We start from the raw sequence: 15709 nt of genomic DNA, 5'->3' as shown, positions 1-15709 counted from the left end.
AAAGATCGCGGCCTTCGGCAGCTCCTACATGGATATGCGTTTCCCTGTAGGAGCTGCCGAAGGCTGCGATCTTTTGACTTTACAGGTCCGGCACCAACTCGCGGCGGACTACGTACATGCCGGCACTTTCATACAAGCGCTGCGCCCGCAGGTTGTCTTCCAGCACCTTCAAATCAACAAAGCCTTCACGCCGCTGCTGAAATGCGTTGAATGCGTTAAGCAACAACGCCCGGCCCAACCCGCGCCCCTGCATCCGTGGATGCACCACCAGATTCTTGATATAGGCACTGGTCCAGCATTGCGCCACACCGACGACACCCTCGGCATCGCGGGCAATAAAGCACAGTGTCGGATCGTATTCAGGATCGCTCTCGAACTGCTTCTGCCAAGCGTCCAGCGCTGGCACCCGGCCGCCACCTTCGCGGTAGCCGAGCTGCATCAAGTCATGCACCTCCGCCGCCACTTCGACGGAGTAGGTGCACAGCCCAATACCTTGAGGCAGAAGCGCATCCAGCGCGTCCTTGCCAAGGTCGCGGCGCATCAAAAAACAGTACGTCTCGCCCAAGACTCAGTGCCCGTGCGCCGCGACGTGTTTGGCCGCTTCGATCAGGCAGTGGGTCAGTTCCGGCGAGGAGAACTTGGTCAGCACGCCGTTCGCCCCGGCCAGTCGGGCTTTCTCGCTGTTCATCGCGCTGTCGAGCGAGGTGTGCAGCAGCACGTAGAGGTGGGCGAAGTCCGGCGTCTCGCGCAGGGTGCGGGTGAAGGCGTAGCCGTCCATTTCGGACATCTCGATGTCGGAGACGATCAGGTTGATCTGCTGCGCCGTGCCTTGCAGGTCGAGCAGGCAGTCGATGGCTTCCTTGGCGCTGCGCGCGGTATGGCATTGCAGACCGAGGTTGCGCAGAGTGTGCACCGATTGTTGCAGCGCCACCTGGCTGTCATCGACCACCAGAATCCGCGCGTTGCCGAGCACTTCGGCGTCTTCCATGGTCAGGTCGGTCGGGGCCATTTCGATCTGCGCCGGGGCGATGCTGTGGATAACCTTTTCAATGTCGAGCACCTGCACCAGCGTGCCGTCCACCGAAGTCACGCCAGTGATGTAGGCGCGCGAGCCACCGGAGCCGAACGGCGGCGGTTTGATGTCAGTGGTCAGGCAATGGACGATTTTGCTCACCGCCTGCACGTGCAGGCCCTGCTTGGAACGGCTGACGTCGGTGACGATCAGGCAGCCGCCGTTCGGGTCTTCCAGCGGCCGCTCGCCGATGGCGCGGCTGAGGTCGATGACCGACAGCGACGCGCCGCGCAAAGTGGCGATGCCCTTCACGTGCGGGTGCGACTCCGGCAGCTTGGTCAGCGGCGGGCAGGGGATGATTTCACTGACTTTCAGCAGGTTGATCGCCATCAACTTGCCGCTGCGCAAGGTAAACAGCAGAAGCGAAAGTGAATCTGCGCGGGCTTTGGTGGAGGACATATAAACCTTCTGTGGAAAGGTGGTGGGCGAGGGTGGAAATCGCCAGAAACTATTGATGCCGGGTTATCGACTTGTCGGGGGCAGGCTTTAGGGCCATTGGGCAGGTGAAGATCAAAAGATCGCAGCCTGCGGCAGCTCCTACGGAGTGGCCTGTGAAAATATCCTCTGGTGAGGGAATCCACTCAAGCCAGTTGATGGGGTTATTTCATTCCCAACCGCTTGGCCATCCGCCCAAGATTCGCCCGATCCAGCCCCAGCTCCCGCGCTGCGCTTGCCCAGTTATCCTGATTGCGTTCCAGCGCCGCACTGATCAAACGGCGCTGATACTCCTCAGTGGCACTGCGCAAATCGCCGTTGATCAACGGCGCCGCCACTGCAACTTCGGCAGTCGGTGCGGTCGAGTTATCCACAACCTCATGCGGCAAATCCAGATCCGCCGCACTCAGGCTGAGGATCTTCGGCCGCACCTTGCAGTTGCCCAAAGCCTTCAACGCGCTGCGGCCGATCAAGTGCTCCAGTTCGCGCACGTTGCCCGGCCAAGTGTAGGCGAGCAGGGCGTCCTGGGCGTCGCTGTTCAGGCGCAGGCTGTTGAGGCCCATGCGCGAGCGATTCTGTTCGAGGAAAAAACCGCTGAGCAACAACACATCGCGACCACGATCACGCAGCGCCGGTACCTTTAATGGGTACACGCTCAAACGATGGTAGAAGTCGGCGCGATAACGCCCGCTGCGGACTTCTTCCGCCAGGTCACGATTGGTCGCGGCGATCAGGCGCACATCGACCTGGTGTTCCTTGTCCGAACCCAAACGCTGCAACTGCCCGCTCTGCAAGACGCGCAGCAACTTGGCCTGCACCGTCAGCGACAACTCGCCGACTTCATCGAGAAACAGCGTGCCGCCGTTGGCCAGTTCGAATTTGCCACGACGGTCACTGGTGGCACCGGTGAACGCGCCGCGCACGTGGCCGAACAATTCGCTTTCGACCAGTGTGTCGGGGAGGGCGGCGCAATTGAGGCTGATGATCGGTTTGTCGGCACGCGCTGAAGCGGCGTGGATCGCCTGCGCTACCAGTTCTTTGCCGACCCCGGTTTCACCGGTGATCAATACGGTCAGGTCACTGCCGCCGACCAGATTGATTTCTTCCACCAAGCGTTTGAGGGCTTTGCTCTGGCCGATCATTTCGCGGTTCTGTTGGCCGCTGGCCTGACGGTAGACCTCGGCGCGCTGGTGCTCGTCTTCGGCGCGAGTCGCCAGGCGTTCGATGCGTTCGGCGGCATTGACCGTGGCCGCCGCGAGGCTGGCGAAGGCTTGCAGGGCATCGAGTTCGATCGGTTCAAATCGCTCGGGATCGAGGGCGTCGAGGGTGATCAGGCCCCAGAGTTTTTCATCGACAAACAGCGGACAGCCGAGGCAATCGTGGACTTCGAGGTGTTCGTCGAGGCCGTCGACCAGGCCGTCATAAGGGTCGGGCAGGTCACTGTCAGCGGCAAAGCGGGTCGGCCCGGCACCGGCCAGGAGGATTTCGAAACGCGGATGCTCGCTGACTTTGAAGCGCCGGCCGAGGGTGTCGGTGCTCAAGCCATCCACCGCCAGCGGCACCAGCGATTCGCCGTCCAGGCGCAACAACGCGGCGGCATCGCACGGCAGCAAGGCGCGCATGGCTTCGAGCAGGCGTCGATAGCGTTCGCCCTCGGGCAATTCGCGGGACAGGTCAGAGACCAGGGGCAGCAGAGCGGTGAGCAGGGATTTGGCAGTCATGGTCTTGTAGTCAAAGAGACAAGATGTAGTCTGGATGACTATAAGTCTTCTTGAGTCATTATGACTATCTTGTTTTCAAGCTATTGATTTATATGGATTAAAAAGTTGGCACGGAAACTGATAAAGCAAAAGTAACTTTTCAAAGAAGCTCAGGAGTCACTCTTATGCTTAGCGTCCAGGATCGTGCCATCGTCAAATCCACCGTGCCTCTGCTGGAAAGCGGCGGCGAAGCGCTGATCACGCACTTCTATCGCATGATGCTCTCTGAATACCCTGAAGTGCGCCCGTTGTTCAACCAGGCGCATCAGGCCAGCGGCGACCAGCCGCGTGCCTTGGCCAATGGTGTGCTGATGTACGCCCGCCACATCGATCAACTCGATCAGTTGGGCGATCTGGTGGCGAAAATCATCAACAAGCACGTCGCCCTGCAAATCCTCCCGGAGCACTACCCGATCGTTGGCGCCTGCCTGCTGCGCGCCATCTCCGAAGTGCTCGGCGAAGAAATTGCCACGCCTGAAGTGATGAGCGCCTGGGGCGCAGCGTACGGTCAACTGGCTGACATCCTGATCGGCGCCGAAACCGCTATTTATGACCAGAAAGAACAAGCAGTCGGCGGCTGGCGCGGCGCGCGTGAATTCATCGTCGCGGCCAAAGTCGAGGAGAGTGCGGAAATCATCTCCTTTTACTTTGAGCCTGCCGACAAAGGCCCGATTCTGGCGGCTGAGCCGGGTCAGTACATCGGTATGAAGCTGATCCTCGACGGCGAAGAAATCCGCCGTAACTACTCGCTGTCGGCGCTGGCTAATAAAGGTCAGTACCGTATCAGCGTCAAACGCGAACCGGGTGGCCGCGCGTCCAACCATCTGCACGATCAGTTGCATGTCGGCGCGAGCATTCAGTTGTTCCCGCCATCGGGTGAGTTCACCCTGACCGCCAGCGACAAACCGCTGGTGCTGATCAGCGGCGGCGTCGGTATCACCCCGACCCTGGCGATGCTCGAAGCGGCGCTGGAAACCGAGCGGCCGGTGCACTTTATCCACTGCGCGCGCAATGGCAGTGTTCATGCGTTTCGTGACTGGATCGATGGCTTGGCGGCGCGTCATCCGCAGCTCAAACGTTTCTACTGCTACGCCGAAGACGATGGCGTGAGCCCGGCGGCGGACAAGGTCGGAATGCTGAACCAGGAATTGCTCGGCGAATGGCTGCCGGAGCAGCGTGATGTCGACGCTTACTTCCTTGGGCCGAAGGGGTTCATGGGCGCGATCAAGCGCCATTTGAAAGCGTTGGGTGTGCCGGAGAAGCAAAGCCGTTACGAGTTCTTTGGGCCGGCCTCGGCTTTGGAATGATCCAAGACCGAGTCGCCTTCATCGCGGGCAAGCCCGCTCCCACAGGTCAGGCGTCGTTCACAGATTTTTTGTACGCCGCCAATCCTGTGGGAGCGGGCTTGCCCGCGATGGCCGTTACACCATTCTGATTTGGCAAACCTCACTACGACTTAATGGTTGCTTAACCGCTTTATCGTTTATTGCCCCGGTGTAGACTTGCGACAACCTTCAGTCGCGAGCCGGCTGAACCATGGACATAAAAGGGAAACGCGATGAGCGAGGAAACGATTCGGTTGGGCCGTGAGCGGCGCTTTCTGGTGCTGTTGGGGATCATCTGCCTGGCGCTGATCGGTGGCGCGCTTTACATGCAAATCGTGCTCGGTGAGGCGCCATGCCCGCTGTGCATTCTGCAACGTTATGCGTTGCTGCTGATTGCGCTCTTCGCCTTCATTGGCGCGGCCATGCGCACCCACCGCAGCATTACCGTGTTTGAAGTGTTGGTGGTGATCTGTGCGATTGCCGGCGCCGGAGTGGCCGGGCATCACGTGTACACGCAGTTCTACCCGGCGGTCAGCTGTGGCATCGATGTGCTGCAGCCGATTGTCGATGATCTGCCACTGGCGAAGATCTTCCCGCTGGGCTTCCAGGTCGACGGTTTCTGCTCGACGCCGTACCCGCCGATCCTCGGTCTGTCGCTGGCGCAATGGGCGCTGGTGGCGTTCGTGCTGGTGGTGATCCTGGTGCCGCTCTTGACCTCGCGTAACCGAAAAGCACTGCGCTGAGTCAACTATTCGGCGATCAGGCCGATACAGAAAACGCCTCGATTTGCGGATCAGCAAATCGGGGCGTTTTGCATTTCAGAGTGTTTGTGAAAACACCGTGACGAACGGCAATAGTGGGTGCGGCGAGTGTGCGACATGTTGTCACACGCGCCGTGTCGCAGGGTGTCGCGAAGTGCCGGATTGGTCTCTTGTTACACAAAATCATTGGTCTGTTTCAACGTTTTGCGGCTTTTGAACGCAAGTGCCAGATCAGGCAGTTTTAACACGCTCTGGCAAATGGCCAGAGCCCTTGGAATATCGGGCTTTGCGCCGATCGGGGGTTCAGAAAAAGCCTTCGGAGCTGTCTGAACTGAGGCGGATACACCTACATTTTTTGGTGTTTTTGTTGAGAATCGATTTCGATAACATGCGGAACTTTTGCAAAAATGGTGATGGATTGTTGCTCGAACGGATAAAAATTATTTCGGGATAAGACATGGTGTATAGGGCGCTACCTATCTACAATCGCCCGCACTGAATTCCCGGCACTGTTCAGCCTTTATTAAGGAAGACTTTATTAAGGCGCTGCGCAGAAAGTCGGGTGTCGAGCAAGTCGGAAGGCTTTCAAGACACCCAGGTGTCGGTGCCTTCCAACTTTCCGCACCAAATGGAATTGGTCTGTAACAAGGCCTTTGACCACGAATTCGAATAAGAACTTAACGCTGTCCCAGGATTTGTCGAGCGTCTGACGCGCGACGGGCGGCCCTTATTCAATCCAAAGAAAATGCCAACCCTTGGCAGGGTGAAGTGTTGGCGATCAAAACCCAACTGCATTGCGCAAGCTGCTTTAGAGGTCGTGAGATGAGTAAAAACAGGTACCCCAGATTACTAGGCCTAGTGCCGCTGCTCGGCACGTTGTTGCTGGGAGGCTGCAACATGACCTTGCTCAATCCAACGGGCCAGGTCGGCCTGGAACAGCGCAACCTGATCATCACCGCGACCCTGCTGATGCTGTTGGTCGTTGTGCCGGTTATCGTCATGACCTTCCTGTTCGCCTGGAAATACCGCGCGTCGAACAAGAACGCCGTCTACACCCCGAAATGGTCGCACTCGACCAAAATCGAAGTGGCAGTCTGGACCATCCCGGTCCTGATCATCATTGCCCTGGGTTACATCACCTACATCTCCACCCACGAACTGGACCCGTATCGTCCAATCGAATCCGACGTCAAGCCTGTGACCATCGAAGTGGTCGCGCTGGACTGGAAGTGGCTGTTCATCTACCCGGAACAAGGCATCGCCACGGTCAACAAGATCGTGTTCCCGGCGCACACGCCAATCAACTTCAAGATCACCTCTGACGCTGTGATGAACTCGTTCTTCATCCCGGGTCTGGGCGGCCAGATCTACGCGATGGCGGGCATGCAGACCAAGCTGCACCTGATCGCTGACCGTAACGCTGAAATGGACGGTATCTCCGCCAACTACAGCGGCGCGGGTTTCACCGGCATGAAGTTCAAAGCTATTTCCACCACTCAGGAAGATTTCGACGCCTGGGTAAGTGAAGTCAAGAAGTCACCTAAACAGCTTGATCAAGCTGAATACGCAGCCCTTGCCAAGCCAAGCCAGAACAACCCAGTCGAGCTCTACTCCTCGGTCACGCCGAACCAGTTCCAGATCATCGTCGACAAGTACGAAGGTATGAAGCCGGGCAAGCCACTGAAGCACGAGAAGAAAGAGAAAGAAGTGGCGGCCACGGAAATTGACTCGAGTTCGCATTCAGCTGCCGGGGCAGAGGAGTAAACGATGTTTGGTAAATTAAGTTGGGAAGCAGTCCCATTCCACGAACCGATCGTGATGATTACCATCGCCATGATCGCGCTCGGTGGTCTGGCGCTGTTCGCTGCAATCACCTACTTCAAGAAGTGGACGTACCTGTGGACCGAGTGGTTGACCTCGGTAGACCACAAGAAAATCGGCGTGATGTACATCATCGTCGCTATGGTCATGCTGCTGCGCGGTTTTGCCGACGCCATCATGATGCGTACCCAGTTGGCCATGGCCACCGAGGGTTCGCCTGGCTACCTGCCACCTGAACACTATGACCAGATCTTCACCGCTCACGGTGTGATCATGATCATCTTCATGGCGATGCCATTCTTCACCGGCCTGATGAACCTTGCAGTGCCGCTGCAGATCGGCGCGCGTGACGTTGCGTTCCCGTTCCTGAACTCCCTGAGCTTCTGGCTGCTGGTGTCCGGCGTTGTGCTGATCAACCTGTCCCTGGGCGTTGGCGAATTCGCCAAGACCGGTTGGGTTGCCTATCCACCATTGTCGGGTCTGCAATACAGCCCTGGCGTGGGCATGGACTACTACATCTGGGCGCTACAGTTATCCGGGTTAGGTACGACGCTGACGGGGGTTAACTTCCTCGCGACCGTACTGAAAATGCGTACCCCTGGCATGAAACTGATGGACATGCCGATCTTCACCTGGACCTGCACCTGGGCAAACGTTCTGATCGTGGCTTCGTTCCCGATCCTGACCGCTACCTTGGCACTGCTGACCCTTGACCGTTACATGGATTTCCACATTTTCACCAATGAACTTGGTGGCAATCCAATGATGTACGTCAACCTGTTCTGGGCGTGGGGCCACCCTGAGGTTTACATCCTGATCCTGCCGGCATTCGGCATCTTCTCGGAAGTGATCTCGGCGTTCACCGGCAAGAAACTGTTCGGCCACCACTCGATGATCTACGCCTCGGGCGCGATCTCGGTACTGGGCTTCATGGTTTGGCTGCACCACTTCTTCACCATGGGTTCGGGTGCCAGCGTCAACGCCTTCTTCGGTCTGGCGACGATGCTGATTTCCATCCCGACGGGTGTGAAGCTATTCAACTGGCTGTTCACCATCTACCAGGGCCGTCTGCGTTTCACCAGCCAAGTGCTGTGGACTCTGGGCTTCATGGTGACCTTCGCCATCGGCGGCATGACCGGCGTACTGCTGGCCATCCCGGGTGCTGACTTCGTTCTGCACAACAGCCTGTTCGTGATCGCGCACTTCCATAACGTGATCATCGGCGGTGCGGTATTCGGTTACATCGCAGGTTTCGCGTTCTACTTCCCGAAAGCGTTCGGCTTCAAGCTGCATGAAGGCTGGGGTAAAGCAGCGTTCTGGTTCTGGATCTCGGGCTTCTTCGTCGCCTTCATGCCGCTCTATGCACTGGGCTTCATGGGCATGACCCGTCGTCTGAACGCCACCACCAACCCTGAGTGGGTACCGTACCTGTACGTTGCCATGTTCGGTGCGGTGATGATCGCTGCCGGTATCGCCTGCCAACTGATTCAGCTGTACGTCAGTGTGCGTGACCGCAACAAGCCAGAGAACGTTTGCGATCACGGTGACCCGTGGAATGCACACACTCTGGAATGGTCGACCTCGTCGCCACCGCCGTTCTACAACTTCGCTGTGCTGCCAAAAGCTGACTGCATCGACCCGTTCACTGAAGCCAAGGAAAACGGTACTGCGTACCAGCAACCGGCCAAGTACGAGCCGATCCACATGCCGAACAACACCGCCACTGGTGTGGTGATGGGCGCGCTGTTGACCGTATTCGGTTTCGCGATGATCTGGCACATCTGGTGGCTGGCGATCGCGAGCCTGGCCGGTACTGTCATCTACTTCGTGATCCACGCTGCACGTGACGACCAGGGCTATATGGTTCCGGTTGAAACGATCGAGCGTATCGAAGCCGAGCAGCACAAGCGTCTGGTCGCGGCAGGGAAAATCCCGGCCTCCGCCACCCGTGTTGAAACCTCGTTGGAACAGGCTTAAACCATGTCGAATTTAGTGACCAATGCTGGACACGCCCATGGTGAACATGGGCACGATGACCATCACCACGATTCGGGCGAGATGACCGTATACGGTTTCTGGCTCTACCTGATGACCGACTGCATCTTGTTTGCGTCGATCTTCGCGGTATACGCGGTACTGGTAAACAACGTCGCCGGTGGCCCTGCGGGCCACGACATCTTCGAACTGCCATACGTGCTGGGCGAAACCGCTCTGCTGTTGTTCAGTTCGATCACCTACGGCTTCGCCATGCTGGCGTTGTTCAAAGGCAAGAAGCAGCAGGTTCTGGGTTGGTTGTTCATGACCTTCCTGCTGGGCGCAGGCTTTATCGCCATGGAGATCAACGAGTTCCATCTGCTGATCTCCGAGGGCTTCGGTCCTAGCCGTTCGGGCTTCCTGTCGGCGTTCTTCACCCTGGTCGGTACCCACGGTCTGCACGTTTCGGCGGGTCTGATCTGGATGGGCATCATGATGTACCAGGTCAACAAGCACGGCCTGACGGCGACCAACAAGACCCGTCTGAGCTGCCTGAGCCTGTTCTGGCACTTCCTGGACGTGGTGTGGATCTGCGTATTCACCGTTGTTTACCTGATGGGGACTCTGTAATGGCTAATGCACACTCCCATGACAGCCATGATGCTGGCCACGGCAGCGTAAAGTCGTACGCCATTGGCTTCATCCTGTCGGTGATCCTGACCGTTATCCCATTCGGTCTGGTGATGTACCCGAGCCTGCCGAAGGCCACCACGCTGGCAATCGTTCTGCTGTTCGCAGTGATCCAGGTGATCGTTCACCTGTATTACTTCCTGCACCTGGACCGTTCCATTGCTCAGCGTAACAACGTGATTGCATTCGTCTTCACGGCGATCGTGATCGTGCTGCTGGTTGGCCTGTCGTTGTGGATCATGTTCAGCATCCACACGTACATGATGGCGAAGTGAGGTAGACCCGATGTCGCTCAAGCACTTTATCCAAATCACCAAACCGGGGATCATTTTCGGTAACGTGCTTTCTGTGGCAGGCGGGTTCTTCCTGGCCTCGAAAGGGCATGTTGATCTGGCGGTGTTTCTCGCCGCCATGATCGGTACATCCCTGGTCGTCGCCTCCGGTTGCGTGTTCAACAACTGCATCGACCGCGACATCGACCTGAAGATGGAACGCACCAAAAACCGCGTGCTGGTACAGGGCTTGATCTCCCTGAAACTGGCACTGGTTTACGCGACCATCCTTGGTGTTCTCGGCGTTGCCTTGTTGTACAAGGTGGCCAACCCGTTGGCTGCCCTGTTCGCCGTAATCGGCTTCGTTATCTACGTCGGCTTCTACAGCCTGTACCTCAAGCGCAAGTCGGTTCACGGCACGCTGGTGGGCAGTCTGTCCGGCGCCATGCCGCCAGTGATCGGTTACGTTGCCGTAACCAATAGCTTCGACATGGCCGCGCTGACGTTGCTGGTGATGTTCAGCCTGTGGCAGATGCCGCATTCCTACGCCATCGCGATCTTCCGCTTCAACGATTACCTGGCCGCATCGATTCCGGTGCTGCCTGTGAAGCGCGGAATTAAAGTGGCGAAGAAGCACATCCTGCTCTACATCCTGGCGTTCCTCGTGGCGACCTTGATGCTGACCTTCAGCGGCTACGCCGGCATGAGCTACCTCGCCGTCGCCGCGGCCATGGGCATGTACTGGTTGTACATGGCCTGGACCGGCTACAAAGCAGTGGATGACACCGTCTGGGCACGCAAGCTGTTCGTGTTCTCGATCTTCACCATCACTGCATTGAGCGTCATGATGTCCCTGGACTTCAAGGTGCCGGCAGAGCTGCTGCTGACGTACGCGCCGTAAGGCTGAAAGGCTTGAAGAAAAACCCCGCACATTGAGAGATGTGCGGGGTTTTTTGTTTATCTGATGTGGAATTTGTTGATAGTCTATCTGTAGGCGAGTTGCCTATAGTTTGCCCATGCGAACAGTCTTCTTTGAAACCACAATATTTACCGCAAGCGTTGGTCATTACCTGACGGACGACGAGTATCGAGAGCTGCAGAGCTATTTGCTGAGTAATCCGCTGTCGGGTGACGTGATGCCGCGAACAGGTGGTTTTCGGAAACTGCGTTGGGCTGATGTTCGCCGTGGTAAAGGGCGACGAGGCGGCTTGCGGGTTCTCTACTATTGGCTTATGAATGATAGTCAGTTCTGGATGTTTGCCATTTACGACAAAGATGAGCTTGAGAATCTGACAGCCGAGCAAGAGAAGGCGCTCAAGAAAGCCATTGATAAAGAGTTGAAAACAAGAGGCACCCCATGAAAAAACGCGACCTGTTTGCAGAATTGATGCAGGGCGTTGATGAGATGGCAGCTCAACGCGAAGGAAAAATTACGTTACGTAATACGACGTTCGAGGACAAACCTGTCCCCGAGGTCGGTGCTCAGGAAATTGTGGCCCTGCGCGAAAGGTTACATATGTCTCAGGCAGTCTTTGCCAAGCGAATCAGGACAAGCCCCAGCACTCTGAGAAACTGGGAGCAGGAAAAGTCGAAGCCTAATGCTCAAGCAGCGTTGTTGATCCGTTTGGTTGAGAAATTCCCTGACATGGTTGAACGCTTGAGTGCTGTGTGATTAAAAAGCGTTACAGTTTTAAGGCCCTACCTTTCGAGTGAAGCGTAGGGCCTTTGTTTTATGGCTCTCGCGGGGCAATCTGCGGTGCCATGGCAAACCACATAGACTCGCTCAAATCTATCAGTGATAGCGCCATGCCACTTAACTGGTGCTTTACTGTTTTTAACTGCGGTTATCCAATTATTGACTGAGAGGCAGGGCGAAATGACTGAGAGGATGACCTGCGACGAGCGTTTTATTGCCCTGGCGCAAGAGCTGAATTACGACATCTATGGTGAGAACACCGCTGGCGGCAATTACGCACCGCTGATCCGTCATCATGATGAGCTGTACATCAGCGGCATGGTGCCGCGCACCCACGGCAAGATTCAGTATCCCGGTCGGGTAGGGCTGGAGTTGACGCTCAAGGATGCGCAAGCCGCTGCGAGTATCAGTGCGATGCGTTGCCTGGCGCTGATTGTTGATGCGGTGGGTTCGCTGGACAAGATCAAGGCGTTGTTGCGGGTGACGGTGTATGTGAAATCGACGCCTGATTTTGTGGATCTGAGTGAAGTGGCCAACGGTGCTTCAGACGTGTTCAGCCATGTGCTGGGTGATGCCGGGCGGCATACGCGGACGACGGTTGGCGTGTATCAGTTGCCGAAGAATGCGGCGATTGAAGTGGACATGATCGTGGCAGTGCATTCGGGCGCGTAATCCCCCGAAAGCCAGACAACAAAAAGCCCCGCCTGAATCTCAGAGTGGGGCTTTTTCGTCAGCGCTGAAAATTACTGTGCAGCGATGCTGTAGCCATCAAACGCCGTTTTCTTCTGCAGCGCAGTGATGATGTTCTTGCGGTTCACTGCTTGCTCGGTGCCGTCGTTATCAACGAAGACTTCGCTTTCCAGTTCCGCCTCTTCGCCTTCACCGACGAAGGTGAAACCGAGGAATTCCAGCGCTTCACGGTCAACGCTCAAACGCGAACGCGGTGTGCGCAATGGCAGGGTTACGCTGATGCCGTCCTTGCTGATGGTGAAGATTTCGACTTCTTTCTTCTTCGCAGCCTTGCTCTTGCCGCCGCTCGGGTTGCTGATCGCCTGATGGGTCTGGTTCAGCACTTTGAGGGCCAGGCCGTAGACGATTTCCTGGAAGGCCGGATCGTCCTTGAAGCTGGACAGGATGCGGCCGATCGAAAACTTGCTGCTCAGGTCTTCAAGCGCGGCGAGGTCGGCGGCTTCGGCGTCTTTCAGAGACTTGAGTTGGCCCATCAGTTCGTAGGCCTTGTCGTCGTCGAAGCTGTCGTGAGCGTGACGGATTGCGGTACGTAGTTCGCGGATCTGGTCGCTTTCGCGGGTCGACTGGAACGCGTCCAGGACCATCTCGCTGATGATTTTGGCTTGTGGCAGGTGTTGTGAAAGATTGATGGAGTTTTCGTATTCCGCTTTGGACGATTCGGTGACTACGGATTCAGCGGTGTTGAAATCGGACATTGAAATTTCACTACTTTTTAACTTGAGTGGAGATGAGCAAGCCCGAGGGCTTTTTCAGGCCGACTAATTTAGGGGAGCGCGGCGGCGTTGTCACGGAGCAACGGGCCGGCGGTCCCAACTATTTGCCCGGCGTGTTCAGGTTCATTGAGCGCACCATCCATTGTTCGGCGGTTTGCGGGTCTGTTGGCAGCGAAAACTGAAATGTTGCACCGCGCCCGCCGATGTCCAGCAACTGAATCTCGCGCCCGTGCAATTGCAGGATACGGTGCACGATGCGCAGGCCCAATCCACCATCACGCCGTGCGCCGCCGATATTGAACGGCCGCAGGAACAGGCCTTCGCGCAGTTCAGGCGCAATCCCCGGGCCGGTGTCGCTGACCGTGACGTCGACCAGCGCACCGTGGGGTTTCAGGTCCAGTTCGATTTCACCGCCCTGAGGCGTATGGCGCAAAGCGTTGTCCATCAGATTGGTCAGCACCCGTTCGATCAACCCGAGGTCGGCGCAAACCGTTGGCAGGTTCGGCACGAAATGCGCCTTCAAATCCACCTGCCGCGCTTCGGCGGTGAGTTCGAATTTCTGAAAGATGTCCTGCACCAGATCGATCAGGGAAAACCGCTCCAGCACCGGTTGCACAAACCCGTGCTCCAGACGCACCAGTTCCAGCAGCGATTGCGCCAGACCACCGACTTTGCGGCTTTGATCAAGGGCAATGCCCAGATAACGACGGCGCTCTTCCGGGGACAGCGTGGCGTCCTTCAATGACAACGTTTCCAGATAACCGTGCAGCGAGGCCAATGGCGTTCGCAGGTCGTGGGAAATGTTCGCCACCAGTTCGCGGCGTTCCTGATCCTGGCGCGTCAATGAACGCCATTGCTCGCCGAGGCGGTTTTGCATCTGCCGGAAAGCCGCGTCGAGGACCGCGATTTCATCCGGGTCAGCTGATTTATCCACAGGTGCCGGTACGGGCTGCGGCGCACCGTCGATATCAAAACGGCTGACCGTTTCGGTCAGTCGCCGCAGCGGCCGGGTTATCAGATTGAACGCCGTGAGACCGGCAATCAGGCACAGCAACGCCACCAGCCCGATCGACAGCAGCGCAGTGTTGAGCGCAGCGCTGGTCGCCCCGCGCTCGGCGAAACGGTCATGTTCTTCGCTGAGCAACACCACGTACAGATAACCGGCAGGTTTACCGTTGACCCGTAACGGCGCAGCGCTGAACACCTTGCGACCATCAGCGCTGCGCGGATCGTCGCCGAGGATCGGCAGAGGCTGATCGTTGAGCAGTTGGCGGATCGGCGCCAGATCAACCTGCTGCCGGCGAATCCGGCCCTCCGGTGCGGCATTGCCGACGATCCGTCCCTCGGTGTCGAGCAGATACACCTCGACACTCGGGTTGACCAGCATCAGTTGGCTGAACAACGCGCGCACGGCACCGGGCATCAGGCCGTTGCTGTCCATCAGCACCGTGTCGTGGGCGATGTGTTGCGCCAGATCCCGCGACAGCCCCTGCACCACTTCCAGTTCATGCATCTTGCTGGAGCGCACCTGCAACCATGCCGACGTGCCGCAGCACACCAGCAGCAACACGGCGAATACCACGGACAGGCGCTGCGTCAGGGTCAGTTTCATGGCTGCTCGGTACCGAATTTATAACCGCGACCCCACACGGTGAGGATGCGAGAGGGCTGGGCCGGGTCTTTTTCGATCTTCGCCCGCAGGCGATTGATGTGGGTGTTGACCGTGTGTTCGTAGCCCTCGTGGCTGTAACCCCAGACAGCGTTGAGCAGGTCCATGCGCGAGAAGACTTTGCCCGGTTGCCGGGCGAAGAAATACAGCAGGTCAAACTCCCGTGGCGTCAGATCGAGGCGCTGCCCCTCGAGACTGACATCGCGGGTGATCGGGTCGATGGTCAGCCCATCCAGGCTGAGGCTACCGGCGTCCATCTTCAGATTGCGCGCCATCGCGTCAACACGGCGCAGCAAGGCTTTGACCCGCGCCACCAGTTCGAGCATCGAAAACGGCTTGGCAAGGTAATCGTCGGCGCCCAGTTCCAGGCCAAGGATGCGATGCAATTCACTGGAGCGAGCGCTGGTGATGATGATCGGTGTGTAGCGGGCCATGGCCCGGGCGCGGCGGCAGATTTCCAGACCGTCGACCCCCGGCAACATCAAGTCGAGGATCAGTGCATCCCAGTGACCTTGTTGTAGCAGGCGCATGCCCTCGTCGCCGTCGGCGCTGTGGGTTACCTCAAATTGTTCATCGCGAAGATGCAGGCAAATGAGGTCGGCGATGTGCAGGTCGTCCTCGACCACGAGAACGCGTTTGGTCTGTTCCATGAAGCTCAATCCTTCGGCGCGATAAGGCGCATTGTGCGGGTTTTCCTCGGGGCGAGTTATCACGAATTCGTTAACTTCCCGTGAGGATTTGGCGATCAAACCAAGCCTAGGCTGTGTTCCA

General features: G+C 57.6%; 16 protein-coding genes. 10 read left to right on the top strand and 6 right to left on the bottom strand.

Features of this window, described 5'->3' with window-relative positions; genetic code table 11:
• Nucleotides 1-79 precede the first annotated feature (79 nt).
• The 3 genes from PMI37_RS21285 to norR form a co-directional block, all read right to left on the bottom strand.
• Nucleotides 80-541 (bottom strand): GNAT family N-acetyltransferase, encoded by a 462-nt coding sequence (locus PMI37_RS21285; RefSeq protein ID WP_008084805.1) that lies wholly within the window; start codon nucleotides 539-541, stop codon nucleotides 80-82.
• Nucleotides 542-568: 27 nt separating this feature from the next.
• On the bottom strand, nucleotides 569-1471 hold the full coding sequence (locus PMI37_RS21280; RefSeq protein ID WP_008084803.1) for a chemotaxis protein CheV: 903 nt from the start codon (nucleotides 1469-1471) through the stop codon (nucleotides 569-571).
• 200 nt (nucleotides 1472-1671) lie between these two features.
• Nucleotides 1672-3228 carry a nitric oxide reductase transcriptional regulator NorR gene (norR, locus tag PMI37_RS21275; RefSeq protein ID WP_008084802.1) on the bottom strand — a complete coding sequence of 519 codons (1557 nt, stop codon included), beginning with the start codon at nucleotides 3226-3228 and terminating at the stop codon, nucleotides 1672-1674.
• 164 nt (nucleotides 3229-3392) lie between these two features.
• Between norR and hmpA the strand changes: the two genes are divergently transcribed.
• The 10 genes from hmpA to PMI37_RS21225 all read left to right on the top strand — a co-directional run bounded on the left by hmpA (nucleotide 3393) and on the right by PMI37_RS21225 (nucleotide 12478).
• The gene (hmpA, locus tag PMI37_RS21270; RefSeq protein WP_008084801.1) at nucleotides 3393-4574 is read left to right on the top strand and encodes an NO-inducible flavohemoprotein; all 1182 of its coding nucleotides are present in this window, start codon (nucleotides 3393-3395) and stop codon (nucleotides 4572-4574) included.
• A gap of 251 nt (nucleotides 4575-4825) precedes the next feature.
• Complete coding sequence (locus PMI37_RS21265; RefSeq protein ID WP_008084800.1) at nucleotides 4826-5335, top strand: disulfide bond formation protein B; 510 nt, start codon at nucleotides 4826-4828, stop codon at nucleotides 5333-5335.
• 840 nt (nucleotides 5336-6175) lie between these two features.
• Nucleotides 6176-7117 carry a ubiquinol oxidase subunit II gene (gene cyoA / locus PMI37_RS21260; RefSeq protein ID WP_008084799.1) on the top strand — a complete coding sequence of 314 codons (942 nt, stop codon included), beginning with the start codon at nucleotides 6176-6178 and terminating at the stop codon, nucleotides 7115-7117.
• A 3-nt stretch (nucleotides 7118-7120) separates the two neighbouring features.
• Nucleotides 7121-9151, top strand: coding sequence for a cytochrome o ubiquinol oxidase subunit I (gene cyoB, locus PMI37_RS21255; RefSeq protein WP_008084798.1), 2031 nt, complete (start codon nucleotides 7121-7123; stop codon nucleotides 9149-9151).
• A 3-nt stretch (nucleotides 9152-9154) separates the two neighbouring features.
• The gene (gene cyoC, locus PMI37_RS21250; protein WP_008084797.1) at nucleotides 9155-9778 is read left to right on the top strand and encodes a cytochrome o ubiquinol oxidase subunit III; all 624 of its coding nucleotides are present in this window, start codon (nucleotides 9155-9157) and stop codon (nucleotides 9776-9778) included.
• Nucleotides 9778-10113, top strand: a complete 336-nt coding sequence (cyoD, locus tag PMI37_RS21245) for a cytochrome o ubiquinol oxidase subunit IV (protein ID WP_007916940.1) — start codon at nucleotides 9778-9780, stop codon at nucleotides 10111-10113. Before cyoC ends, cyoD begins: the two co-directional genes overlap by 1 nt.
• 10 nt (nucleotides 10114-10123) lie before the next feature.
• Entirely contained in the window at nucleotides 10124-11011 is an 888-nt protein-coding gene (cyoE, locus tag PMI37_RS21240; protein WP_008084796.1) for a heme o synthase, read from the top strand.
• A gap of 115 nt (nucleotides 11012-11126) precedes the next feature.
• Nucleotides 11127-11471 (top strand): hypothetical protein, encoded by a 345-nt coding sequence (locus tag PMI37_RS21235; protein ID WP_008084795.1) that lies wholly within the window; start codon nucleotides 11127-11129, stop codon nucleotides 11469-11471.
• On the top strand, nucleotides 11468-11782 hold the full coding sequence (locus tag PMI37_RS21230; RefSeq protein ID WP_008084794.1) for a helix-turn-helix domain-containing protein: 315 nt from the start codon (nucleotides 11468-11470) through the stop codon (nucleotides 11780-11782). The genes PMI37_RS21235 and PMI37_RS21230 overlap by 4 nt, the downstream gene beginning before the upstream one ends.
• Before the next feature lie 204 nt (nucleotides 11783-11986).
• Complete coding sequence (locus PMI37_RS21225) at nucleotides 11987-12478, top strand: RidA family protein (protein WP_008084793.1); 492 nt, start codon at nucleotides 11987-11989, stop codon at nucleotides 12476-12478.
• A 71-nt stretch (nucleotides 12479-12549) separates the two neighbouring features.
• Here the strand turns inward: PMI37_RS21225 and PMI37_RS21220 are convergent, their stop codons facing one another.
• From PMI37_RS21220 to PMI37_RS21210, 3 genes are all read right to left on the bottom strand, one after another.
• Nucleotides 12550-13251: a hypothetical protein gene (locus PMI37_RS21220; protein WP_008084792.1), complete on the bottom strand. Its 702-nt coding sequence runs from the start codon at nucleotides 13249-13251 to the stop codon at nucleotides 12550-12552.
• A 118-nt stretch (nucleotides 13252-13369) separates the two neighbouring features.
• Nucleotides 13370-14881 carry a sensor histidine kinase gene (locus PMI37_RS21215; RefSeq protein ID WP_008084789.1) on the bottom strand — a complete coding sequence of 504 codons (1512 nt, stop codon included), beginning with the start codon at nucleotides 14879-14881 and terminating at the stop codon, nucleotides 13370-13372.
• Nucleotides 14878-15588: a response regulator transcription factor gene (locus tag PMI37_RS21210; protein ID WP_008084787.1), complete on the bottom strand. Its 711-nt coding sequence runs from the start codon at nucleotides 15586-15588 to the stop codon at nucleotides 14878-14880. Before PMI37_RS21210 ends, PMI37_RS21215 begins: the two co-directional genes overlap by 4 nt.
• Between the last annotated feature and the right edge of the window lie 121 nt (nucleotides 15589-15709).

The organism is Pseudomonas sp. GM80 (assembly GCF_000282515.1).
Lineage (GTDB): Bacteria > Pseudomonadota > Gammaproteobacteria > Pseudomonadales > Pseudomonadaceae > Aquipseudomonas.
The sequence above is the reverse complement of the archived record's forward strand: the minus strand, read 5'-3'. Positions and strand labels throughout refer to the sequence as shown.